Genomic DNA, 22,562 nt, shown 5'->3' with positions numbered 1-22,562 from the left:
TTTTTAATTTATGAATCGGTGGGGTGATTTTTGAAAATTTACCGTGTTCTGAAAACTATGTCAGCTCACGGCTATGGTCAGCTGGTGACCATTTTGTCCACGATGTTCATTCCGTCTGTGGCCGTTGCAAAGTGGGGAGCAGAAGGTTATGGCTATTGGGTGACCCTGTCGGCGCTGGCTCAGTTTTTTCTGATGGCAGATTTTGGGGCGGCAACAGCCTTGTCAAATCAGCTATGTTTGAAGACTGCGCGCACTGCAGAGGAGGCGTGGATCCTAGTTCGCAATGTGCTTCGTGACTTCATTCTTAAGGCATTGTCTACTGTTGTAATCATTGTGGCTATTTCTTTATTTGTTTGGTCCTACTATGCGCATGAGAGAGCACCCGAACAGGCTATGCAGTTAGCAGTTGTCTTTGTGTCATTAGCGATATCCGCTGCTTTGCAACCACTGATTGGAATTTATTGTGCGGTTTGGCGTTTCATTGGAAAAAATGCAGCCGGTATATTTGTCAGCAATACGGTCCGATCAATCGAATTAATGGGGATCGTAGGTTGTGCCTTGATGGGGCGAGGGATTTTAACTGCAGCTGTTACAGCTTTAGCTTTAAGATTCATTGCTGCGTCAGTGGCTATTATCCATACTCCAAGGTTGCTATTGAGAGGTAGTGTTGCAAGAAAAACAGGTCGGAGCAAAAAGCGGAACAAGAATGCTAATGTGGAATTGGTTTCAGTCAAGCAGGCTGGACATGGGTTTATGCTGATATCTTTATCACAACAATTAGCCTTGCATGCCCCCGTACTTCTTATATCGGCCATACTGGGGCCGACTTCTGCTGCGGTCTTCGCCGCATGTCGTACCATTTCGCGGCTTCCTGTTCAGCCCCTTACAGTGGTTTTGGCTTCACTTAATCCTGAATTTACTGATTTGGTTGCCAGCAGACAACTTGCACAGTTAGCGAAGATCGTTCGCAGAGTGTTAGTTGCTGCAATCGCCGTATCGCTGATGGTTGGGGTAGCGGCTGTGTTTTATGCGAATGTCCTAGAGCGGGTTTGGTTGGCAGGGAAATTGAATTTGGATTTGAGCGTGTTGATTGCACTATGTATTGCAGCGTCCTTTTACATTGGCGGGCAAGTGCTTAACCAAACCTTGACGGCTGCTAATCGAACACGGAACCAGAGCAGGCAATTTATAGTGGTGACTACTCTAATGATTGTCTTGATGTTGCCTTTATTGATTTTTACAAATCAAATGCTATGGGTTGCTGTATTGCTTCTCATTTCCGAAAGTCTTATGGCTGTTCTATTGATTCGACGATATTCGATTTTTTTGTCTAGTCAATACATTACATAATGAATTAGATTCGTAGAAGAAATTTTTATGTTCCTGTTTATAGCATTTTTGCTACCCTTGTTTGGCACATATGGCGATAAAGGCAGCGTCATACAAGTAATTGGTATGCTTTTTTTTATTTTGGCGGGCGCTATCGATATTGTTAGGGCTCGATTAAATAAACGCTTGTTTAAACTAGATGGCGCAACCACTCTTATCTGTTTTTTGTTACCGATTTTCTCTTGCTTTGCTCTCTTGCTTAATCAACAGCCTGAGTTAATTCCGCAAACTTTAGCCTTTATGTTTTGCGCGCTTGCAGCCCGTGCCTTAATACTGGTTAATGGCGTAATAAAAACGATCAGGCTGATTATTTATGTCTCAATTACCATGACGGCACTTACGTTTTTTATTGAATACGAAAAGCTTGTGCAAAGCTTACATTTTGCCATAGGTGAAGATGGGGGCAGACTTAGGTTTTCTCCCTTCGATAATCACCCAAATTTAACAGGCCATATATATGGATTTTCATTTCTTGCCTGTGTAGTTTATCTATATTGGCATAAAGATAAGCGAGACAAGTTTTGGTTTGTCTCGATGCTGACTTCCGTTGCCTGTCTATTTATATTAGGGGGAACCAGTTCTAGAGGGACCTTTGTCGGCACCTTTGTTGCTTTAGGTGCTGTCTATGCCGTGCATTTATTGCATGGTGTGAACTTAGGTCGCAAGGTGATCAATATTGTCGTAGTTGGCGTATTGTTTTTTTTTATGATCTTATTAACAAATCCAGAGAAAATTGCCGATTATTTCTCAGAGCTTTTTGAGCTTAACTCAACGTATCGCGGCTTCGATAGTGGTTTAACAGGCAGGTCAGACAACTGGACAGTGATTTTTGCAATGTCCCTGGAGTCTTTCGATGGGGTTGTATTTGGGCACGGTATTCGCTCGTGGATTACTAGTGTATACGGCATTGCAACTGACAGCAGCTATATCAATTCCCTCTGGGAATCTGGCGCATTCCTTACTTTTGCCATCATCATGCTGATGGTAACTAAAATTTATCATGCAGGGATGGCAAGTCGAACATTTGTATCGGATTTTTATTTGGCAATTTTTGTATTTGCGGCTGTTGAGTCCATTGTTGCACGATATCTACTAGGGATTGGAAATCCTGCATCACTGATGATTTTAGTGGTATTGCTCACACCTAAATATATGTTCTATTCTAGGGGAAAGTTAAATGAAACTATTTTTTATCGTACTATTCGCGGCTGTATAATAAAGAAAACATATTTAGAAACTAAGCAAAATTCAGTGCGATAGTAATTTGGAATCATTAAATTATTCCTATTGTTTAGATGGCTCATATTAAAAGTTGTGCTGCGAGCAGTAATTAACATTCTTTCAGAAATAGCTACTAATGGCATATCAGTAAAAATTAATTTAAATGAACAAATACAAGAATATAATTTTCTGGATACCTTATGTTTGTGCGCATATTACCGAATTTATTGGTGAAGTTGCAAAAGCATCCCCAGGTGTGACTGTTTTATGTTTTGCTAATGAGGGTTTGTTATTAAGCAGAAAAAACCTAGGATGGGAGGAGGATTCTATATTCCCGTTTGACTGTTATGTAGAGCCGACAGCAGAGTTTATTAACCAAACTGTAAAAGGCTGTAAAGGTGAAAGTATTCATGTGTTCTATGGTTTTCGCTGGATGCATGTGCTGATTGAGGGGCTGAAATGCGTTAAATCTGCTGGAGACCCTTTTATAATTGTTCAAGAACCACGAGTTCGAGAAGGGCTGTCTGGTGAATTGCGATTTCTACATTCATGGCTGACAGAATCCTGGCATCGTCAAAAATGTCTGGGAGTCCTTGGTATCGGTAGACACGGACCTTCATGGTTTAAGTCAGTCGGTTACCCGCCGTCGAAAGTATTTCCTTTTGCTTATTTTGTTGATCCTTCTAATAATGTTTGTATCCCAGAGAAATTGAAGTCATTATCTATTGGCTATGTGGGCCGCTTGATAAAAATGAAAGGGGTTGACGATTTAATTGTTGCTACGCATCAACTTGGGATCGAGGCCCGCCTAACTATAGTTGGTTCTGGTGAAGAAACACAACCCCTCACTAGACTTTGCAAAGATATGGGAGTAAATGCTGAATTCTTGGGAGTAATACCTAAAAATGAAATTTCTGGCCTTATAGCTTCTTTTGATCTTTTAATATTGCCGTCTCGGAGCATGGACGATGGATGGGGGGTAGTAGTTAGTGAAGCACTGATGGAGGGTACGGCCGTAATTGCGTCAAGCTGTGTTGGTGCATCAATAGTTTTGGATAATCCGCTTGCCGGTATTATGGTCAATCCTAATTCGCCATCCAATATTGCAGCAGCCATTTCTCAATTACGTTCTAGAGAAGCCTTTTCAAGCTCAATGCGACTACAAAGAAAAGATTGGGCTCGTGCCCACCTTAGTGCTGAATCGGGTTCTCAATATTTTTTACGTATTTTGGATCATTTAATATCTGGTGGGCCAAGGCCAGATTCTTTCCTTTAGAAAATATATGGATATTTTCTAAAGTATCGTTCTTTGTAAAGTTATCAAAATCATAGGCTCAACAGTTAAATTAATAAAAATAGTAGATGTTTGTAAACTCATTAAAACTTCACTTCATGAACCTTTTCGCGCAATGCGCCGCCACTATTGGCGTATACGCTTAGGACTTAAACATGTCCATCCTACTTTTAGCGAGAGGATTCTCCTGCATCAGTCGAGACTTTTCAGCTTGGCGGTATAGATACGCAGCGCCAGGTTACTGTATTTCCTGTGGTGTAACGTTAAGAGTCTGCACAATGTTAGGTTCCGTCGTGCGAATTGTGGAAAACGATTACTGTTATGATAAAGTGAGGCGATTATTTCTAGCGGTCGCCGTGTAAGCTGACGAATATTGGCTTAGGTGTCTGGATAGGTGGTGGTGACATTATTATGTTAGGTGTTTCTATCAGTGATAGTGTAATTATTGGTGTAGGTGCTGTAGTTACAAAAGATGTCAAACCTTTGTGTTATTGTTGGTGGTGTTCCTGCAAAACACATCAGTAGACGGTTTATCTCATTACAAGACGAGGAGACTCATTTGGGACAAATATTATCTGATGTCATAAATGTCAATTATCCAGAGTCAATTCAATAATTAAGGTTTTGTGCAGAATTCGAAAGGTGGCAATAATGAGAGTAATTTTTTGATTGATTATTATTTAATAATGCACGGGCATAAGAAAAATATATGTATGTTATGCAAAAATTACAGACCCGAAATTTTGTGCATGCCAAATGAAAGTTTAGGGTATTAAACATTTTTTATAATAGGTTAGTAGATTTATTTGATGCTTAAGGATGGTTATGAGAGTTGGAATTTTGACTTATCACTTTAGTGATAATTTTGGTGCACTTTTTCAAGCTTATGCTTTGAGGCAATGGTTTTTGAATCAGAGTTGTGAAGTTGAATTTGTTAATTATCATCCTAACTATGTTGAGGCTGGCGGTAGCATACAGCTTGATGATTTATTTTCACGCAAGAATCTCAAGGTTATTTATCTTAAATTTTCCAAGCTAAAGTACAAATGGTTTGGTAATCGTCAACAGCAAGAAAACTTCCATTTTTTTAGACATGAATTTCTTGGGATAAGAGAACCGGAATATAAAACTATCGACTCTTTGGAGTCTGCATCCTTAAATTATGATTTATTGGTATGCGGTAGTGATCAAATATGGAATCCGTCGGAGCAGTTTGGCCTTGATCCAGTATATTTCTTGAATTTTTCGATAAATAATAAACGTGTTCGCCGTATTTCTTATGCGCCAAGTTTTGGACGGAGTGAGATTGATGCTCAATATCATAACGAGCTTGCAAGCTTGATTCTTAAACTTGATGGAATATCGGTAAGAGAGAGATTAGGTGTTTCGATTGTAAATGATCTGACTGGTGTAGAACCGATCTGCGTTCCCGATCCGACGATATTGTTATCAGATTACTCAGGGATTATGAAGTCGTATCCACTATCATCAGAAAAACATGTTTTTTGTTATGGATTGTGTACTAGAGAAATTATTGGTGAAGTGGCTGAAGCAGTGGCTAACAATTTTGGAGCAAAACTATACTCGCCTTATAACCCACATAGACGATGGAAGGAAATTGGTGAGACTGTTTATCCTTGTCCACGGCAGTGGTTATATTTGATGCAAAATGCCGAGTTTGTGGTCACTAACTCCTTTCATGGTACGGCACTAAGTATTTTATTGAACAAACCCTTCGTTGTGGTTGGAATACAAGGTAATAAAGCCGGCTTAAATAACAGGGTGCTAAATTTACTTGATTTTGCTGGACTACGTTCACGCTTTTTGAACGATTCGAAGCCAGAAAGCATTGCGAAAGTGTTAAAAGATTCGATTGAATGGGATGTTGTAAATGGGCAAATTGCAGATTTACGTTCTAAAGGAGCCTCATATCTGAAACAACAATTGTCGTTAGCAGAAGAGGTTGTTGGTGAGTGACTCATTCTCTCAGTATAAGTATATAGATAATATTCCTAAGAGAATAAAACTGGCTAGGTTGATTTGGAATACTGTATGGTTGTTGTTGTTTAGAACAACACCACGGTGGTGCCTAAATTCTTGGCGTATTTTTTTACTTAAGGTTTTTGGCGCAAAAATTGGTCTTGGAAGCAGAGTTTCTCCTTCTTGCTTTGTGTGGGCGCCTTGGAATCTGGAAATGGGTGAGTATTCTGTCCTTGCTGACAATGTTGATTGCTATTCTATGGATCGTATTCGTATTGGTTCCAAAGTGGCTGTTAGCACACGCACTTTTCTATGCACTGGCACACATGATATTTATTCGCTTCTGCGTCCGCTTGTGACTAAGCCAATAACAATTGGCGATCACTCTTGGGTATGCGCTGAAGCATTTATTGCACCTGGTGTTACCGTCGGCAAGGGTGCGGTTATAGGAGCTCGAAGTGTTGTAACAAAAGACGTATGTGAGTGGACTGTCGTTGCTGGTAATCCTGCTGCTTTCGTTAAAACTAGAACTATATCAGCTAATTAATGAGGTTTTTGAATGTTTTTTAAGTCGTTGCTCAATGTCCTGATTATACCGGTAGAATATATGTTTGATTTTTTTCGGGCATTTAGATGGAGTAACGCTTCTCCATTATGCCCAAAAAACAAGCAATTACACTACGATATTTTGTTATTAGCTCATACGGTAGAAAAAGGACTAAGCATTTCTAATCCAAGACTGAAATTTGGTCGAGCCAATATATTGAAATTGTTGAATTACCTACGTCAATATGATCATAAGTGGGGTGTCTTTCCATTAGAAAAAAGTTACGGATGCCTTCAATCCTATGTTAATTGGCATGCAGAGAAGCAAATTGATCTCGAAGATTTGGGGCTTCAGATCGATGATTTTATTACTAGGTGTGAAAATCTAAACATTCAACCTAAAGGGGGGCTCAAAAAAATTTCAAACTCCTCTATTAAAATTAACATTAATGCCGAAGAGTTTTTGAAAGCCCGCTTTAGTTGCAGACGATTTTTACCTGGAATAGTAGAAGAAGAACTATTGATCCGAATTATGGAAATTGCGCGGCAAACACCCTCTCAATGTAATCGGCAGTCAGGAAGAGTGCATTATTATTCAAAACCTGAGGATATTGACCGCCTATTGCGCTTGCAGAGAGGAGCTGAAGGATTTCGCGAATCTATTTATAATTTATTCGTTATTTCTTCGGAAATAAGTGCATGGAGCGGATTTAAAGCTAGAAATCAGGCATATGTTGATGGCGCTCTACTTGCAATGCAGGTGTTAAATGCATGCCAATCGCTTGGTCTTGGGGCCTGCCCATTAAATCTTGCAATTCCGAATCATAGAGAGCTTAAAATTTGTACAGAGGGAAGAATCCCCAAAGGTGAGCGATTAATTATGATGATTGCCTTTGGTTTTCCAGAGCCTATTGATCTTTTAGTTGCTAGATCCGAACGTTTGCCTGCTCATGATTTACTGGTAAATCACTAATACTCTCATAATATAAGGCATTAACAGTGAGTGATATTTCTGTCATTATTTTAACTTACAACGAAGAGCTGCATATTGAGCGCTGTATTAATAATATGCTTTTGATTGCTAAGGAAGTATTTGTGGTGGATTCATATTCTACTGACAGAACCGTAGAAATTGCGCAATCGTTAGGAGCAAAAGTTTATCAAAACACTTTTGTTAACCAAGCATTGCAATTTCAGTGGGCCCTTGATAATTGCCCTGTTAAGACGGACTGGGTAATGCGTATGGATGCTGATGAATATCTGGAATCGCTACTAGTAGAAGAAATTATTAGAAAGGTGCCGGAGTTGCCTAATAATATTAATGGCATTTATTTTAAGTATAAACTTCATTTTCTGGGGCGCTGGATAAAGCATGGTGACCGCTATCCACTGATATTGCTACGTCTTTGGAAAAACGGTCAAGCGCATATCGAAAATCGCTGGATGGATGAGCATATTGTTTTAGATGCCGGCAAATCCATCATCTTTGATGGCCATTTTGTCGACGCCAATCTGAATACCATTGAATGGTTTATTGCCAAGCATAATCGTTACGCCAGTCGGGAAATGATTGAAATTCTTAATCAGAAATATCACTTATTTCATCGTAATGGTTCTGTTGCAGAGAGCGAAACCAGCCAGCGTAAAATCAAACGGTTAGTCAAGGAACGTCTTTACAACAAACTGCCATTGTTTGCAAGGCCGATATTTTATTTTTGTTACCGTTATTTTTTAAGACTGGGCTTTCTGGATGGTAAGGAGGGGTTTGCTTATCACTTTATGCAGGGGCTTTGGTACCGTTGTTTGGTTGATCTTAAATGCCTGGAGGCGGAGCGATCTCTTCGTGGTGCCGAAACGAGAGCAGAGAAAATTGCTCGGCTTGTCAAATTGACGGGACTAATGCTTGAATAAATTCAGAAGCTAAGTGTTTAATCTGTGTGATCTCATTTCTGAAGAATAGAAATAAGTACGTGTGCAAAATAAATCCGGTATTTTTCAGGGCGCATTGTGAAATGTTCTAATAAAAACAATAGCATATCTTAACTTGCTGACAGGATAATTATGGATAGGTACTTAATGTAAGTCATTTCGTTATTGATAAGGTGCTAGTTGGCCAGAGATAAACTCGCCATAGAAGCTAAGTATTTAGTAATGCTATTTGGCAATATAGAAAAAAATATGTATTTTAATATTTAAAAAATGGTTTCAAGATGATTTCCTCACTAGTTAGCGCTCATATCGTTATTTGATCTCATTGAGGCCAAAGGTGTCTAAAAAATAAATATATAAAAGTAAGCGCAGTAAAGACAATAAGCCGCTTTCGGCGTTGAATTGCATACTAATAAATATTCATTTGCGTTAGCTGAGAGCCTTGATTATATACATGGGTGAGAGAAATGAAAAAACATCTTGCATATTTTATTATATCCAGCTTCATTTTGTTTTTGTCGGCTGAGGTATCGGTTAGGCTATTGGGTTTAATTGATTTCCCGATTTATGATGCCAATCCAATAATTGGGTATATTCCTGCTGCTAATCAACACGGTCGTTTTTTAAATAAGAATTATTGGCAATTTAATTCGTGGCATATGGGTGCCCCTGATTTTCTGACTAATTCAAAACCTGATGTTCTTCTTGTGGGCGATAGCATTGTTTTGGGTGGTAACATGCTGGCACAAGAGGATCGGCTCGGCCCGCAATTGCAGAAGATAATTGATCAGAATGTGTGGCCCATTTCTGCCGGGAGTTGGGCTCTTCAAAATGAACTGACCTATCTGCATACTAATCCTGATGTGGTCAGTCAAATAGAGTCCATTGTATTTGTGCTTAACTCGGCTGATTTTGCAGAAGCATCTTCATGGCGTTGTGACTTTACTCACCCGAGACAAAAACCAAAATTTGCACTGTGGTATCTCTTCAACAAATATATTTATGCGCTTGATAAGTGTGGTGAAGTACCTGAGATGTTGCAGGTCCCCCCAGGGAATCTTTCGGTTGAACTTGCTGAGTTTCTTAAGGCCACAAGACTCGACCCTGTTTTCATAATTTATCCGAATAAAGCTGAAGAAATTGATCCCGAGTTACGTAAAAAGACATTCGAACCTTATTTGTCACTTTTATTCGCAACAGGTGCTAAACGAGTAGTTTAAGTGGCGGATGACCGTAGATGGAGTCTGGACTATTACAGGGATGATATTCATCCCACAAACGAAGGTAATCGAGTGCTGGCTAAAATTATTGCTGAAACGATAATTCAACAGCGTTAGTTTTTTGCCAAACATGAACCCAGTCAACATTTAGTGGTTGGTTGACTCCAGTGCCAAGGATTACGACAAGATGGCTTTTATCCATAATACTGAATGTGTAATCTCCGACTGTGGTGGGTGGTCCTGATTTTGAGGCAATCCAGGATACTGTCGACATCAGTTTTCCATCAAAGTAGTTCTGCACGTAACCCATGCTGTTTAGAGGATTACTTGGTACCCATAACTGCCCGATGGTGTGAAATTTTGTCCAGTCAGTTTTTGTTGGTGTTTTGATGATTGCATTATTGAAGTGGCTTTCACTGTCATAATGATTATTGATTTTGCAGTAACCAGAAGAGCAGGTTTTGTTATAGATGCCAAACCAATCATGTATTGTAGCACTGTAGCTGTTGGGGCCGGCGAAAGAGGCTGTGTTGTACTCAAAGAAGTCATCCTCGATGAAATGCTTATAATCTGGTGTTCGCCCTATCCATTGGTCAGCGCCTTTTTGTGCCATATGCTCAATTGCCATAGACCAGAATGACGGCCATCCATTTGCTGTATTGACCGTGATTGGATCGAAGGAAATTCTTGCTTCGAAATAGGCGCCAGCGCCAAATGCTTTCCCAAGCCATCCTTGCTTATTGTTTCCAGGCATAGCAGTGGCAATATTGCTGTTACGAGCGCTATTTTTTGTGCTGTTAAGTGTCAGAACACCATTGCTAACTTCAATAACGCTAGGTTTTTTGCTTGATGGCCTAACAAAAAATGGCGTCGTGTACCATTTGAATTTTGGGTCACCTGTACCCTTGACATCGATGGTGGATGCCGAGTTGAACTCGTCACTAAAAACTAACTGATATCCAGAACCGCATGGGTTGTTTGGATCAAAAATTTCTGACATAGGTAAGCATGTGCAAGAAGGTATACAAAGCAAGGCTGCGAGTAAGCTAAGTATGAGAAAATTCCAGGTTAGGTTTTGTCGATCGTTATAAAATAAAAGAATTTTTTTCATGAAATATTCCGTAATTTCAGATTATATCAAAACGCACTCATTTTTTTATACCCACTATGCCTGCGTATATGGTGTACATTGGCTCTCCGGCCTAGCGTTATGTAATAGTTAGTCGACTTAAGCTACCAGTCAATATAAATGAAAATACTACTCTATGGAATCAATTACGCACCTGAATTGACCGGCATCGGCAAATATTCCGGTGAAATGTTCGACTGGCTGGCTGCAAGGGGACATGAAGTCAGGGTGGTTTGTGCTCCACCTTATTATCCCGAATGGCGCGTTGGCGACGGCTATTTAGGGGGATGGTATCGGCAAGAGCAACTGCATGGCGTCAAAGTGCTTCGCTGTCCGCTGTTCGTGCCGAAACGGCCGTCGACTTTAACCCGTTTATTGCATTTATGCAGTTTTGCACTGACCAGTTTGCCCGCTGTGTTGAGCCAATGGCGCTGGAAACCCGATGTGATCATCACGATTGAGCCGACATTTTTTTGTGTGCCAGCCGCATTACTACTGAGTAGAATGACCGGTGCCAGAAGCCTTTTGCATGTTCAGGATTTCGAACTGGATGCAATGCTGGGGTTGGGGATGGCGAACAACGGGCGCTTGATGGCTGTGGTTTGTCAGACGGTCGAGAGCTTTTTCATGCGCCGCTTTAGCGCGGTCAGTTCAATTTCGCAGTCGATGCTGGCTAGGGCCGTAAGAAAAACCCGCCAATCTGTGCCGTTGTATTTTTTCCCAAATTGGGTGGATACCGATTTCATCAAACCTGGAGTGGATGCTTCCGGTTTTCGCCAGCGGTGGGGGCTGTCGGACTCATCGCAAATTGTTTTATATTCCGGCAATCTGGGCAAAAAACAAGGGCTGGAGTTATTGCTGCAGGCTGCCAAGCACTTATCCTCCGAACCGGATGTCGTGTTTTTAGTCCTTGGCGAAGGCGTTGAAAAACAAACATTAATTGAACAGGCAAAAGAGCTTGATCTGCACAATATTCGTTTTGATTCGTTGCAGCCTTATGAGGATTTGCCGGCACTGATGGCTTTGGCCGACGTACATCTGGTTATCCAAAAGAAAGGCGCTGCCGATGCGGTGTTGCCGTCCAAACTGACCACCATACTGGCCGCCGGCGGTTATGCGCTGATTACCGCTGAAGCGGAAACAGAGTTAGGCCTATTGTGCGAGCAATATCCCGGCATCGCCGAACGTGTTGAGCCTGAAAATTTAGAGCAATTTCTTGCGTCTTTGAAGGCTATGCTCAACGCCGCGAAAACCGGCCGTCCGCGTGTCAATATGAAGGCCAGGCAATACGCTTTGGAAAAACTGCGTAAGGAAGCCATATTACAGAATTTTGATGACTTTTTAATGAGTTTGACTTCAAAAAGCGCACCACAAAAAAGCAATCCTAGAGAGATTTATTGATTCCTTCGATGTTTTATTTCGTTAAAACAACCCCCTGGCGGGACGGGATTTGCAATCCCGTCCCCACCGTTTAGGGGCTGCCGATACTCCTAGCATGCGGAAACCCTGTGGATGGGGCAGCATGCCCCAGCAGGCAAGAATATTTGGGCAAAGCAATATGACTATGTATAAGAAATTTTCCTGTTGGCGTATGTTCAGCTTGAGTTTCGCGCTGTGTCTAATGGCGATTTTATTCATGGCGGAACTGCAAGGCTGGACGGCGCATCGCGTCGCAGCGCCTTGGGATAAACTGGTTCATGCTTCCGTGTATGGTTTGTTAAGCGGACTGTTGGGATGGGGAATGGTTACTTACCATAGGTTTTGGCGGCTATTGGTCTTGATGGCCATTCTGGGCATGGCGCATGAAGGGTTTCAGTCTTATCTGCCGGGACGTACTTCAAGCGTCTGGGACTGGTCTGCCGATGTGGGGGGAAGCTTGATGGTTTTGTTTTTGTTGGCGTTGGCAAAACGCAAGGAAGATGATGTCGAACGTCGTTACTACCGATAACTTTGGCGCCGGACGGGATATGTGTCCCGTCCGTAATGTTTGCCGCTTTGGAATTCTCAGGATAATTCGCGTGGGTAAGCAGTTTTCAAACGTTTGGGGCGGGGTTGCAAACCCCGTCCCGCTCAGACAATTCAACCAGGAGGCAAGTATGCCTACGATTAGTATGTTTTATGGCATTTTGGTATCGATGTATTTGCTTGATACGCAAAAACATCTTCGCCGCATATCCCGGCGGGACGGGATTTGCAATCCCGTCCCCACCGTTTAGGGGCTGCCGATACTCCTAAGTATGCGGAAACTCTGCGGACGGGGCAGCATGCCCCGTACGGCGAGAAAAATCGACCCACTGCGCTGAGGCGTTTACCCTATGACACCCGATGTAGTCGCTGTTAAGGATTTAGCTAATTATGAATTGCTTGTCACTTTTGCTGGGGGAGAAAAGCGCCATTTTTCCATGCGTCCTTATCTTCACTATCCCGCATATCAACTATTGCGGCAACCCGGAAAATTCCGGTTAGCACACGTGTCGAATGGCACGGTTGCTTGGTCCGAGGATATTGATATGTCGCCTGATACGCTGTATATCAGGTTTCCTGGTTCCCAAGCTCCAGCTTGGGAACACATGTCGTGAAGCTCTAGCTTCACGGCCAATACTAGAAGCTGGAGCTTCCAAGACTGCGTTCCCAAGCACTGCCATTAAGTTAAGGCGGTTATCTCCCTCTCCCTTCGGGAGAGGGGCGGGGTGAGGGAAATAAAATAAGGAAAATACTTTATTTGATCTCCTCATCCTAGCCTTCTCCCGGAGGGAGAAGGGACCGGCCATCCTTAACTTAACAGACATGAAGCACGAGCTTGGGAACGAGGAGCCCAGCAGGCTGTCGCTATGACATGTGTATAACGATGAGCGCCACAGTGTGGATGCAATAAAAAGTTTTTCAATCAACGGAAAATGTAAATGACTAAGAAAGTAGCATTAATTACGGGTATTACGGGGCAGGACGGTTCTTATCTGGCCGAGTTTTTATTGAAGAAGGGTTATGAAGTCCATGGCATCAAACGCCGCGCTTCATTGTTCAATACCCAGCGCATCGATCATATCTATGAAGACCCTCACGTCAATAATCAACAATTCATACTGCATTACGGCGACTTGACCGATACGTCCAATCTGACCCGGATCATTCAACAGGTGCAGCCGGATGAAGTCTACAACCTGGGCGCGCAAAGCCATGTGGCGGTTTCATTCGAAGCGCCGGAGTACACGGCGGATGTCGATGCGATCGGCACCCTGCGCCTGCTGGAGGCGATCCGCTTTTTGGGGCTGGAAAAGAAGACCCGTTTCTATCAGGCTTCGACCTCCGAATTATACGGTCTGGTGCAGGAAATCCCGCAGCGCGAAACCACCCCTTTCTATCCGCGTTCGCCGTATGCGGCGGCCAAACTGTATGCCTACTGGATCACGGTCAATTACCGCGAAGCCTATGGCATGTATGCCTGCAATGGGATTCTGTTCAATCACGAGTCGCCGCGCCGGGGCGAAACCTTCGTGACCCGTAAGATTACCCGCGGACTGTGCAATATCGCGCAAGGGCTCGAACCGTGTTTGCATATGGGTAACATGGACTCGCTGCGCGATTGGGGGCATGCGCTCGATTATGTCGAAATGCAGTGGCTGATGTTGCAACAGGAACAGCCGGACGATTTTGTGATCGCGACCGGCGTGCAATATTCGGTGCGCCAGTTCATCGAAAAAGCGGCGCGTGAATTGGGCGTCGAGTTGACCTGGGAGGGGCAGGGCGTCGATGAAGTCGGCCGTGTCGCCGCAGTGACCGGCGACAAGGCGCCCGCATTGAAAGCCGGAGACGTGGTGGTGCGGATCGATCCGCGTTATTTCCGTCCAGCCGAAGTCGAAACGTTGTTGGGCGACCCGAGCAAGGCGCGCGAAAAATTGGGCTGGGTGCCGAGGATTACGCTGGATCAGATGGTTGCGGAAATGGTGACGACCGACCTTAATCATGCCAAGCAGCATGCCTTGCTGAAAAAGAACGGTTATGCCGTGTCGGTCAGCCGGGAGTAATGCGCATGAAAATTTCCGGAAAAGTCTATGTGGCCGGACACCGAGGCATGGTGGGCTCGGCGCTGGTCAGGCAATTGCAGGCGCGCGGCGATTGCGAAGTGGTCGTGCGCACGCATCGGGAACTCGATCTGACCGATCAGGCGGCGGTTGCCGAATTCATGCAGGCGGAAAAACCGGATGTGGTGATTCTGGCGGCGGCCAAGGTCGGCGGCATCTGGGCGAACAACACCTATCCCGCCGAATTTATCTACGAAAACCTGATGATCGAGTCGAATATCGTTCATCAGGCGTATCGCAGCGACGTCAAGAGACTGCTGTTTTTGGGCAGCTCGTGCATTTATCCGAAATTGGCGGCCCAGCCGATGCGTGAGGATGCGTTGCTGACCGGCGTGCTGGAAGCGACCAACGAGCCTTATGCGGTCGCGAAGATTGCGGGCATCAAATTATGCGAATCATACAACCGCCAGTACGGCGTGGATTATCGTTCGGTCATGCCGACCAATCTGTACGGCCCGAACGACAATTTTCACCCGGAAAATTCGCATGTGATTCCGGCGATGATGCGGCGTTTTCACGAAGCGATGCTGAATGAGGCGGCCGAAGTCGTGGTATGGGGTTCTGGCAAGCCGATGCGCGAGTTTTTGCATGTCGACGACATGGCGGCGGCATCCCTGTTCGTTCTGGAGCTGGACGAGGCCGCCTATCAGGCCAATACCGCCCCGATGCTGTCGCACATCAATGTCGGCACGGGCCGCGATGTAACCATTCGCGAACTGGCGGAAACCATGGCCAAGGTGGTCGGGTTTAAAGGTCAAATCGGTTTCGATGCAACCAAACCCGACGGCACGCCGCGCAAATTGATGGATGTTTCTCGCCTGGCCGATATGGGCTGGCGGGCTTCGATAGACCTGGAGCAGGGATTGCGGGATACTTATGCCTGGTTTCTTGCGCACGAAACCGAGTTGCGGGGAAAGGAAGGGCACTGAAGCGGCTTGGAGCCGGACGGGATATGCATCCCGTCCGTAATGTTTGAGGCCTTGGATTGGCGTAATGCTTTGCGCAGGAAGGTAGTCTGCAAACTTTTGGGACGGGGTTACAAACCCCGTCCCGCTCGAAAGGCTTCGACAAGATCAGGATGAATGGAGCTAACCCTTTATCACAACGCATCAATAGCATGAGATTTTATGAGATGAAAACTATCCTCATCACCGGCGGCGCGGGCTTCATCGGCTCCGCCGTCGTTCGTCAATTCATCAACGATACCGATTGCCGCGTGGTCAATGTCGATAAGCTGACCTACGCGGGCAATCTGCAATCGCTCGCTTCGGTGTCGGATAATCCGCGTTATCGCTTTGAGCAAGTGGACATCTGCAATGTAGCCGAAGTCGCTCGGGTGTTCCGTGAGCATCAACCGTCTGCCGTGATGCACTTGGCGGCGGAATCGCATGTGGACCGCTCGATCTCCGGCCCCGCCGACTTTATCCAGACCAACATCGTTGGCACTTATACCTTGCTGGAGGCGGCGCGTGAATACTGGAACGGTCTGGACGCTGAGCGCAAGGCCGCGTTCCGCTTCCACCACATTTCCACCGATGAGGTATACGGCAGCTTGGGCGAGAACGGATTCTTTACCGAGGAGACGGCTTATGAGCCCAATTCCCCGTACTCCGCCAGCAAGGCATCTTCCGATCACCTGGTGCGCGCCTGGCATCATACCTATGGCTTGCCGGTCGTCACCACCAATTGCTCGAATAACTATGGGCCGTACCATTTTCCGGAAAAACTGATCCCGCTGGTGATTTTAAACGCGGTCAACGGCAAAGCTTTGCCGATCTACGGCAAGGGGGACAACATCCGCGATTGGCTCTATGTAGACGACCATGCACGCGCTTTACGCTTGGTGCTGGAACGCGGCAAGCTGGGCGAGACCTATAACATCGGCGGCTGGAACGAGAAGACCAATCTGGAAGTGGTGCAATCCATCTGCGCCATTCTGGATGAACTGCACCCGCAAGGCGCCCCGCATCGCCAGCTGATTACCTACGTACAAGATCGACCGGGGCATGATCGTCGTTACGCGATCGATGCGACCAAGATTGCGCGCGATCTGGGCTGGAAACCGCAAGAAACCTTCGAGTCCGGCCTGCGCAAGACCGTCGAATGGTATTTGCAGAATACCGATTGGGTACAAAACGTGACCAGCGGCGACTATCAAAACTGGGTGCAAAAGAATTACGCGAACAGGAGTGTGGCATGAAGGGCATTATTTTGGCGGGTGGTTCGGGGACGCGGCTTTACCCTGTGACTCAGGCTGTTTCGAAGCAGTTGCTGCCGGTGTATGACAAGCCGATGATTTATTACCCGCTGTCCATTTTGATGTTGGCCGGGATTCGTGAAATTTTGGTTATCTCTACGCCGCAAGATACACCACGCTTTGAGCAACTGTTGGGCGACGGTAAACAGTGGGGGATCGATTTGAGTTATGCGGTGCAGCCTTCACCGGATGGCCTTGCACAGTCTTTCATTATTGGCGAAGAGTTCATCGGGGACGATGCCTGCGCCCTGGTACTGGGCGATAATATTTTTTATGGGCATGGGATGGACGTGCTGTTGCATACCGCGGCCACCAAACAAGAGGGCGGCACCGTGTTCGCCTATCATGTGGATGATCCGGAACGCTATGGCGTGGTTGAGTTCGATGAACAAGGTAAAGCGGTTAGCCTGGAAGAGAAGCCCGTGCAGCCTAAATCCAACTATGCGGTAACGGGATTGTATTTTTACGATAACAAGGTGGTGGATATCGCCAAATCGATCAAGCCTTCGGCTCGCGGCGAGCTTGAGATTACCACTGTGAATCAGATTTATCTGGAGCAAGGTAATCTGGACGTGAAGGTGATGGGGCGCGGCTATGCGTGGCTGGATACCGGCACGCACGAGTCTTTGCTGGAGGCATCGCTGTTCATTCAAACCCTGGAAAAACGCCAGGGGTTGAAGATCGCTTGTATCGAGGAAATCGCTTTTTCCAGAGGTTATATTTCTGCCGAGCAGCTAAAAGAATTGATCGTGCCGCTGGCCAAGAATGGCTATGGGCAATATTTGCAGCGGCTGTTAAGGGAAGGCTGATTATGCACATCGTTCCGACGGGCATCCCCGATTTGCTGATTGTTGAGCCTAAAATTTTTGGCGATGAGCGCGGTTTTTTTTTCGAGAGCTTCAATGCCAGGCGTTTCGCCGAGTTGACGGGTGTCGATTTGGCATTCGTGCAGGACAATCATTCAAAATCTGCGCGCCATGTTTTGCGCGGGCTGCATTATCAGATACGGCAGCCCCAAGGCAAGCTGGTGCGTGCGGTGGTGGGCGAGGTGTTCGATGTGGCGGTGGATATTCGCAAGTCTTCGCCGACTTTTGGGCAGTCATTCGGGCTGATTTTAAGCGCGGAGAACAAGCGCATGCTGTGGATACCGCCCGGCTTTGCCCATGGCTTCGTGGTGCTCAGCGAAACCGCCGAGTTCCTTTATAAAACCACCGATTATTGGGCGCCGGAATATGAGCGTTCGATTTTGTGGAATGACCCGGCATTGGCGATAGACTGGCAACTGCACGGTGCGGCGCCGCTGTTGTCGGCCAAAGACCAGGCAGGTCAATTGCTCAAGGATGCCGAGGTATTCGAGTGAAGGAAAAGGGCGGAACAAGAAAGATCCTGATCACCGGCAAGTCGGGTCAGGTGGGATGGGAGTTGCGGCGCAGTTTGTTCACGCTGGGGCAAGTGACGGCCGTTGGTTCCGCTGAATTGAATTTGGCCGATGCGGAGGCGATACGGGGTTTCATCCGGCAGCTGAAGCCCGACATTATCGTCAATCCTGCCGCTTATACGGCGGTGGACAAGGCCGAGTCGGAAGCCGATTTGGCGATGGCGGTGAATGCTGTAGCCCCCGGCGTTCTTGCCGAGGAAGCCAAGCGTTTGGGGGCCTTGCTGGTGCATTACTCAACCGATTACGTCTTCGATGGAACCAAGCAGGCGCCCTACGTCGAGGATGACCAGCCCAATCCGCTGAATGTCTATGGCGCAAGCAAACTGGCAGGCGAGCAGGCGATACGTCACTCTGGAGCGAATCATCTGATTTTGCGGACGAGCTGGGTCTACGGCGCACGCGGAAAGAATTTCTTACTGACCATGCAGCGTTTAGGCAGGGAGCGCGACGAACTCGGCGTCGTGAATGATCAAACCGGTGCGCCGACCTGGAGCCGGGCGATAGCCGAATGTACGTCCCAGATGCTGGCACAGCTTTATGTTCCTGGTGACAGTGCCGACTTGCCGGCCAGACTAAGCGGCACCTATCATCTGACGGCTCAGGGGCAGACGACCTGGTACGGATTTGTTAACGAAGCTATAGCTTGCGGTTTGCTGGCCGGCCGGGATCAGCCGCCTGTTATCAAGCCGATTAACACGTCTGCATATCCAACCCCGGCCGCTCGCCCAATGTATTCCGTGATGTCCAACGCCAAACTTTTCGAGACCTTTGGCATCCAGCTGCCTTCCTGGCAGCAGAGTTTGAATATGGTTCTGGAGGAGTTTCCGCCTAGGTGTTGAATTTAGTTCCGTAGGCCGGATAAGCGTAGCGCATCCGGCAGCTATGCGGTGGATGCGCTACGCTTATCCACCCTACCATATATTTATTTCTTAAACTTAACGGCACTGGCTCCGTCCGGCGAAGGCCTTTGGCATCCAGCAGCCTTCCTGGGAGCAGAGTTTATCGATGGTTCTGAAAGAGCTTCCGCCTAGGTGCTGAATTTAGCAATTTCCGCAAATAAATGTTCGAATGATGACAACTCATATTAATACCATTCTAGTCACCGGTGGCGCGGGTTATATCGGATCGCATACCTGCGTTGAACTTCTCAATGCAGGTTATCAAGTGGTGGTGTTCGATAATTTTTGTAATAGCCACCCTGAATCCCTGCGTCGCGTTGAGCAAATTACCGGTAAATCTGTCATTACCTGCCAAGCCGATATCCGCGATATGAACGCGATAACGGCCTGTATCGAGGAGCATGCCTGCCAGGCCGTCATTCACTTTGCGGGGCTGAAAGCCGTGGGTGAGTCGGTCGAAAAACCGCTTCGCTATTATGACAATAACGTGGCGGGGACGCTTTGCCTGTTACAGGCGATGCAAAACTGCGGCGTAAAAAACATCGTCTTTAGCTCTTCGGCTACGGTGTACGGCGAACCGCAATTCCTGCCGTTTACGGAAAAGCATCCGCTTTCCACCACCAACCCCTACGGCCAAACAAAACTGGTGATAGAAGAGATGCTGCGCGATCTTTACCGCTCGGATTCTTCATGGGGTATCGGTATCCTGCGTTATTTTAATCCGGTGGGAGCTCACCAAAGCGGCTTGATTGGCGAAGACCCGCAGGGTATTCCGAATAACCTGATGCCGTTTGTCGCGCAGGTCGCCGTGGGCAGGCGGGAGCAACTGAATGTCTGGGGAGGGGATTATCCTACCCCGGATGGCACGGGTGTCCGCGACTACATTCATGTGGTCGACCTTGCCGTGGGGCACTTGCGGGCGCTGGAGCGTCTTGCTCAGCCGCAGAGTTTTACGGTCAATCTCGGTACAGGGATAGGATACAGCGTGCTTGATGTCGTCAAAGCCTTCGAAAAAGCGAGTGACCGGTCTATTCCCTATGTGATCGGTCCGCGCCGTCCGGGCGATGTGGCTGCCTTTTATTCCGATCCTACATTGGCCGCAGAATTATTGAATTGGAAGGCCGGGCGCGGCATCGAAATCATGTGTGAGGATCATTGGCGGTGGCAGGTTAATAACCCCGATGGATATAGACAAACCTGATTATCATGCATCTATTTCGTGGTAATGATTTTTATGCGATATAGAAAATTTTCAGCGAGATGTAGCTTTCGCAAGCGGGACTGGGTTTGCAACCGCGTCCCTCAAGTTTTTGGCTGCCGATACCTTGAAGCTTGCAAGAAAGCCTACGGACGGAGCAACATGCCCCGTCCGGCGATAAGTGTTCAAACGAGTGGGGCGGAGGGTGTAACCCCCGCCCCGCTCGCCAAGCGCTTAATAAATGCTCAAGCCGGACTAACCGGAGTGACGTCTTTTATTATATCTTTCAAGGCTTGGGCATCTTCCAGAGCTTTTTGTGCGGCGGCTTGTTGAGCGGCCAATGCAGCCGCTGCTGCTGCGTCAGCTGCGGCCTGAGCTGCGGCTGCGGCTGCGGCTTTTGCATTGGCTGCGTCCAGGGCTTGTTGTTGCTGAGGGGTCAAAGTTCCGCCATTCGCGGTAATTTCTTGTAATTTATCGATCTTCGCTTGTGCTATCGCCGCGTCCTTTGCCGCTTGTGCGGCCTGTTTCTCCGCAGCTGCTTTTTGAGCCGCTGCTGCGGCGATTGCCTCTTCATTAGCCTGTTGAACTTTTGCCGCTTCTGTCAGCGTTATCAACGTTTGAGCGTCTTTTTCGGCTGCGGCTGTTTTAGCTGCAGCTGCAGCGTCTGCGGCCGCTTTGGCTGCCGCCGCTTGTTGAGCTTCTGCCTGGGCCGCAGCGAGTTTTGCTGGATTCGCATTGGGATCGGCCGCTAATTTTGCAGCTTTTTCGGCTGCTTTTTCCTCCGCTTTAGCGGCCTTCTCTGCGGCTTTTTGCGCAGCGTCAGCGGCTTTAATATTCGCACTTATGGTTTTTAATGCCGCAAGGCTTTCTTCTTTCTGCTGGTTTACCTCCGCTAAGCGAGTCGCGGCAGCAGTTTTTTCAGCGGCGGCTTGATCGGCTTTGGCAGCAGTTGCAGTCAATTTAGCTGACGCATCTTGCGCGGCTTGCTGAGCCTTGGCGAGCTCTGCAGGAGTCGTCTTGGGGTCAGTCTGTGCCTTTGACAATGCATTATCTGCTTTTGTTTTTGCACTCTGAGCCTTTTGCTCAGCAGCGGCAGCTTTCTTAGCAGCGGCTGTGGCCGTAGCCGCTGCTTTTTTGGCAGAGGCTTCGGCTTTTTTAGATGCTTTTGCTGCCTCGGCTTTTAGCGCCTTAATTTCCTTGTCCGTTGCTGTCTGCAAGGCTGCTGGCGACACCAAGCTGGTTGCAGTCACTGGCTTTGGTTCAGCTGCATTCGCTAAAGGCATTGCCATGGCTATCGTCATGGCAAGTAGTAAAGTACGTGTTTTCATATGTATTGTCCAAGAAAGTGAAGAGTGGTATTTAGAGCCTATCAAAAAATCGTAATGCTAATTTTTCAAATTTCATTGCTTGATAGTAGCAAAGTTTTATGAAATTTTGGGGCTAAACAGGGTTATCGTTTGCCGCATCAGTCGTGGAAACGAAACTTGATGCTGAATTGCGGGATCTGTAGATCGTGAATGCCTTCTCTATTTGATCCGTTAACAAATCGAATTCAGTTTTAGACCATAAAGGCGGTACATGAGCCTCACTCCGATGGCTCATACGGATCGCGGAAGGTCGTATGCCTCAGTTTTTAGTCTTCAGCTTGTTCTGAAGTCATGTTTGCTTGATTTTGCGGCCAAGCTCTCATCCTGCCTCTTAATTGGCAAAGCTGAAAAACTTGTATCTATAGATGCGAAGGCTCGCTGCGTATCGGCATCTGTTCGGTTTTTCGACAAAATCCGAGACTTAGATTTAGATATTATTTCGCTACTTAAAAATAGCGCTAGGCCAATAGTAATGCTTTTATCTTAAAATTACATTAATTAAGGCGAGAAGCCATAAATTTTAAAAATTCTTCTGGTTACCCTGAGTGCATCTCGTTATCCATAAATGCCGTAACACCGGCCTGGAAGCGGCAATCCCGGGCTAAGGACGGCA

General features: G+C 46.4%; 20 protein-coding genes. 18 read left to right on the top strand and 2 right to left on the bottom strand.

The annotated features are described in order from the left end of the window. Positions 1–57: 57 nt before the first annotated feature. The 8 genes from METLA_RS0109950 (at position 58) to METLA_RS0109905 (ending at position 9,579) form a co-directional block, all read left to right on the top strand. Positions 58–1,350 carry a lipopolysaccharide biosynthesis protein gene (locus tag METLA_RS0109950; protein ID WP_024298411.1) on the top strand — a complete coding sequence of 431 codons (1,293 nt, stop codon included), beginning with the start codon at positions 58–60 and terminating at the stop codon, positions 1,348–1,350. A gap of 27 nt (positions 1,351–1,377) precedes the next feature. Further along, positions 1,378–2,649: an O-antigen ligase family protein gene (locus METLA_RS0109945; protein WP_024298410.1), complete on the top strand. Its 1,272-nt coding sequence runs from the start codon at positions 1,378–1,380 to the stop codon at positions 2,647–2,649. 124 nt (positions 2,650–2,773) lie between these two features. Further along, positions 2,774–3,886, top strand: a complete 1,113-nt coding sequence (locus tag METLA_RS21965; RefSeq protein WP_084480115.1) for a glycosyltransferase — start codon at positions 2,774–2,776, stop codon at positions 3,884–3,886. Positions 3,887–4,729: 843 nt separating this feature from the next. After that, a complete protein-coding gene (locus METLA_RS21960; protein ID WP_161635404.1) occupies positions 4,730–5,881 on the top strand; it encodes a polysaccharide pyruvyl transferase family protein in 1,152 nt (383 codons plus the stop codon). Further along, positions 5,874–6,431 carry an LbetaH domain-containing protein gene (locus tag METLA_RS21955; protein ID WP_084480222.1) on the top strand — a complete coding sequence of 186 codons (558 nt, stop codon included), beginning with the start codon at positions 5,874–5,876 and terminating at the stop codon, positions 6,429–6,431. Before METLA_RS21960 ends, METLA_RS21955 begins: the two co-directional genes overlap by 8 nt. Positions 6,432–6,443: 12 nt before the next feature. Next, complete coding sequence (locus METLA_RS0109920; protein ID WP_024298407.1) at positions 6,444–7,403, top strand: nitroreductase family protein; 960 nt, start codon at positions 6,444–6,446, stop codon at positions 7,401–7,403. A 26-nt stretch (positions 7,404–7,429) separates the two neighbouring features. Next, on the top strand, positions 7,430–8,341 hold the full coding sequence (locus METLA_RS0109915; RefSeq protein ID WP_024298406.1) for a glycosyltransferase family 2 protein: 912 nt from the start codon (positions 7,430–7,432) through the stop codon (positions 8,339–8,341). A gap of 485 nt (positions 8,342–8,826) precedes the next feature. Beyond that, the gene (locus tag METLA_RS0109905; RefSeq protein ID WP_024298405.1) at positions 8,827–9,579 is read left to right on the top strand and encodes a hypothetical protein; all 753 of its coding nucleotides are present in this window, start codon (positions 8,827–8,829) and stop codon (positions 9,577–9,579) included. Positions 9,580–9,664: 85 nt separating this feature from the next. Here METLA_RS0109905 and METLA_RS0109900 read toward each other — a convergent pair whose 3' ends face one another. Further along, positions 9,665–10,690, bottom strand: a complete 1,026-nt coding sequence (locus METLA_RS0109900; RefSeq protein ID WP_152539418.1) for a LamG domain-containing protein — start codon at positions 10,688–10,690, stop codon at positions 9,665–9,667. A gap of 138 nt (positions 10,691–10,828) precedes the next feature. Between METLA_RS0109900 and METLA_RS0109895 the strand changes: the two genes are divergently transcribed. The 10 genes from METLA_RS0109895 to galE all read left to right on the top strand — a co-directional run bounded on the left by METLA_RS0109895 (position 10,829) and on the right by galE (position 20,585). Then, a complete protein-coding gene (locus METLA_RS0109895; protein WP_024298403.1) occupies positions 10,829–12,109 on the top strand; it encodes a glycosyltransferase WbuB in 1,281 nt (426 codons plus the stop codon). Between the two features lie 163 nt (positions 12,110–12,272). Then, complete coding sequence (locus METLA_RS0109890; protein WP_024298402.1) at positions 12,273–12,656, top strand: VanZ family protein; 384 nt, start codon at positions 12,273–12,275, stop codon at positions 12,654–12,656. A gap of 367 nt (positions 12,657–13,023) precedes the next feature. After that, positions 13,024–13,287, top strand: coding sequence for a DUF2442 domain-containing protein (locus METLA_RS21950; RefSeq protein ID WP_084480113.1), 264 nt, complete (start codon positions 13,024–13,026; stop codon positions 13,285–13,287). 324 nt (positions 13,288–13,611) lie between these two features. Further along, a complete protein-coding gene (gene gmd, locus METLA_RS0109885; protein WP_024298401.1) occupies positions 13,612–14,733 on the top strand; it encodes a GDP-mannose 4,6-dehydratase in 1,122 nt (373 codons plus the stop codon). 5 nt (positions 14,734–14,738) lie between these two features. Beyond that, entirely contained in the window at positions 14,739–15,719 is a 981-nt protein-coding gene (gene fcl, locus METLA_RS0109880; protein ID WP_198408464.1) for a GDP-L-fucose synthase, read from the top strand. 203 nt (positions 15,720–15,922) lie between these two features. Then, positions 15,923–16,990: a dTDP-glucose 4,6-dehydratase gene (gene rfbB, locus METLA_RS0109875; protein ID WP_024298399.1), complete on the top strand. Its 1,068-nt coding sequence runs from the start codon at positions 15,923–15,925 to the stop codon at positions 16,988–16,990. Further along, on the top strand, positions 16,987–17,856 hold the full coding sequence (rfbA, locus tag METLA_RS0109870) for a glucose-1-phosphate thymidylyltransferase RfbA (RefSeq protein ID WP_024298398.1): 870 nt from the start codon (positions 16,987–16,989) through the stop codon (positions 17,854–17,856). Before rfbB ends, rfbA begins: the two co-directional genes overlap by 4 nt. Positions 17,857–17,858: 2 nt before the next feature. Further along, the gene (gene rfbC / locus METLA_RS0109865) at positions 17,859–18,407 is read left to right on the top strand and encodes a dTDP-4-dehydrorhamnose 3,5-epimerase (RefSeq protein WP_024298397.1); all 549 of its coding nucleotides are present in this window, start codon (positions 17,859–17,861) and stop codon (positions 18,405–18,407) included. After that, on the top strand, positions 18,404–19,324 hold the full coding sequence (gene rfbD, locus METLA_RS0109860) for a dTDP-4-dehydrorhamnose reductase (protein WP_024298396.1): 921 nt from the start codon (positions 18,404–18,406) through the stop codon (positions 19,322–19,324). Before rfbC ends, rfbD begins: the two co-directional genes overlap by 4 nt. Positions 19,325–19,556: 232 nt before the next feature. Next, positions 19,557–20,585, top strand: coding sequence for a UDP-glucose 4-epimerase GalE (galE, locus tag METLA_RS0109855; protein ID WP_029646572.1), 1,029 nt, complete (start codon positions 19,557–19,559; stop codon positions 20,583–20,585). A 242-nt stretch (positions 20,586–20,827) separates the two neighbouring features. Here galE and METLA_RS21440 read toward each other — a convergent pair whose 3' ends face one another. Next, on the bottom strand, positions 20,828–21,910 hold the full coding sequence (locus tag METLA_RS21440; protein WP_152539417.1) for a hypothetical protein: 1,083 nt from the start codon (positions 21,908–21,910) through the stop codon (positions 20,828–20,830). Positions 21,911–22,562 lie beyond the last annotated feature (652 nt).

Origin of the sequence: Methylomicrobium lacus LW14, assembly GCF_000527095.1 — a bacterium.
Taxonomy (GTDB): Bacteria; Pseudomonadota; Gammaproteobacteria; order Methylococcales; family Methylomonadaceae; genus Methylomicrobium; species Methylomicrobium lacus.
This window is presented reverse-complemented; position numbering and strand designations above follow the sequence as displayed.

Bases quoted from the DNA above. Each gene is read 5' to 3' on its own strand.
- METLA_RS0109950 (WP_024298411.1), top strand. From the start codon at position 58: ATGTCAGCTCACGGCTATGGTCAGCTGGTGACCATTTTGTCCACGATG.
- METLA_RS0109945 (WP_024298410.1), top strand. From the start codon at position 1,378: ATGTTCCTGTTTATAGCATTTTTGCTACCCTTGTTTGGCACATATGGC.
- METLA_RS21965 (WP_084480115.1), top strand. From the start codon at position 2,774: ATGAACAAATACAAGAATATAATTTTCTGGATACCTTATGTTTGTGCG.
- METLA_RS21960 (WP_161635404.1), top strand. From the start codon at position 4,730: ATGAGAGTTGGAATTTTGACTTATCACTTTAGTGATAATTTTGGTGCA.
- METLA_RS0109920 (WP_024298407.1), top strand. From the start codon at position 6,444: ATGTTTTTTAAGTCGTTGCTCAATGTCCTGATTATACCGGTAGAATAT.
- METLA_RS0109905 (WP_024298405.1), top strand. From the start codon at position 8,827: ATGAAAAAACATCTTGCATATTTTATTATATCCAGCTTCATTTTGTTT.
- METLA_RS0109900 (WP_152539418.1), bottom strand. From the start codon at position 10,690: ATGAAAAAAATTCTTTTATTTTATAACGATCGACAAAACCTAACCTGG.
- METLA_RS0109895 (WP_024298403.1), top strand. From the start codon at position 10,829: ATGAAAATACTACTCTATGGAATCAATTACGCACCTGAATTGACCGGC.
- METLA_RS0109890 (WP_024298402.1), top strand. From the start codon at position 12,273: ATGTATAAGAAATTTTCCTGTTGGCGTATGTTCAGCTTGAGTTTCGCG.
- METLA_RS21950 (WP_084480113.1), top strand. From the start codon at position 13,024: ATGACACCCGATGTAGTCGCTGTTAAGGATTTAGCTAATTATGAATTG.
- gmd (WP_024298401.1), top strand. From the start codon at position 13,612: ATGACTAAGAAAGTAGCATTAATTACGGGTATTACGGGGCAGGACGGT.
- fcl (WP_198408464.1), top strand. From the start codon at position 14,739: ATGAAAATTTCCGGAAAAGTCTATGTGGCCGGACACCGAGGCATGGTG.
- rfbB (WP_024298399.1), top strand. From the start codon at position 15,923: ATGAAAACTATCCTCATCACCGGCGGCGCGGGCTTCATCGGCTCCGCC.
- rfbA (WP_024298398.1), top strand. From the start codon at position 16,987: ATGAAGGGCATTATTTTGGCGGGTGGTTCGGGGACGCGGCTTTACCCT.
- rfbC (WP_024298397.1), top strand. From the start codon at position 17,859: ATGCACATCGTTCCGACGGGCATCCCCGATTTGCTGATTGTTGAGCCT.
- galE (WP_029646572.1), top strand. From the start codon at position 19,557: ATGACAACTCATATTAATACCATTCTAGTCACCGGTGGCGCGGGTTAT.
- METLA_RS21440 (WP_152539417.1), bottom strand. From the start codon at position 21,910: ATGAAAACACGTACTTTACTACTTGCCATGACGATAGCCATGGCAATG.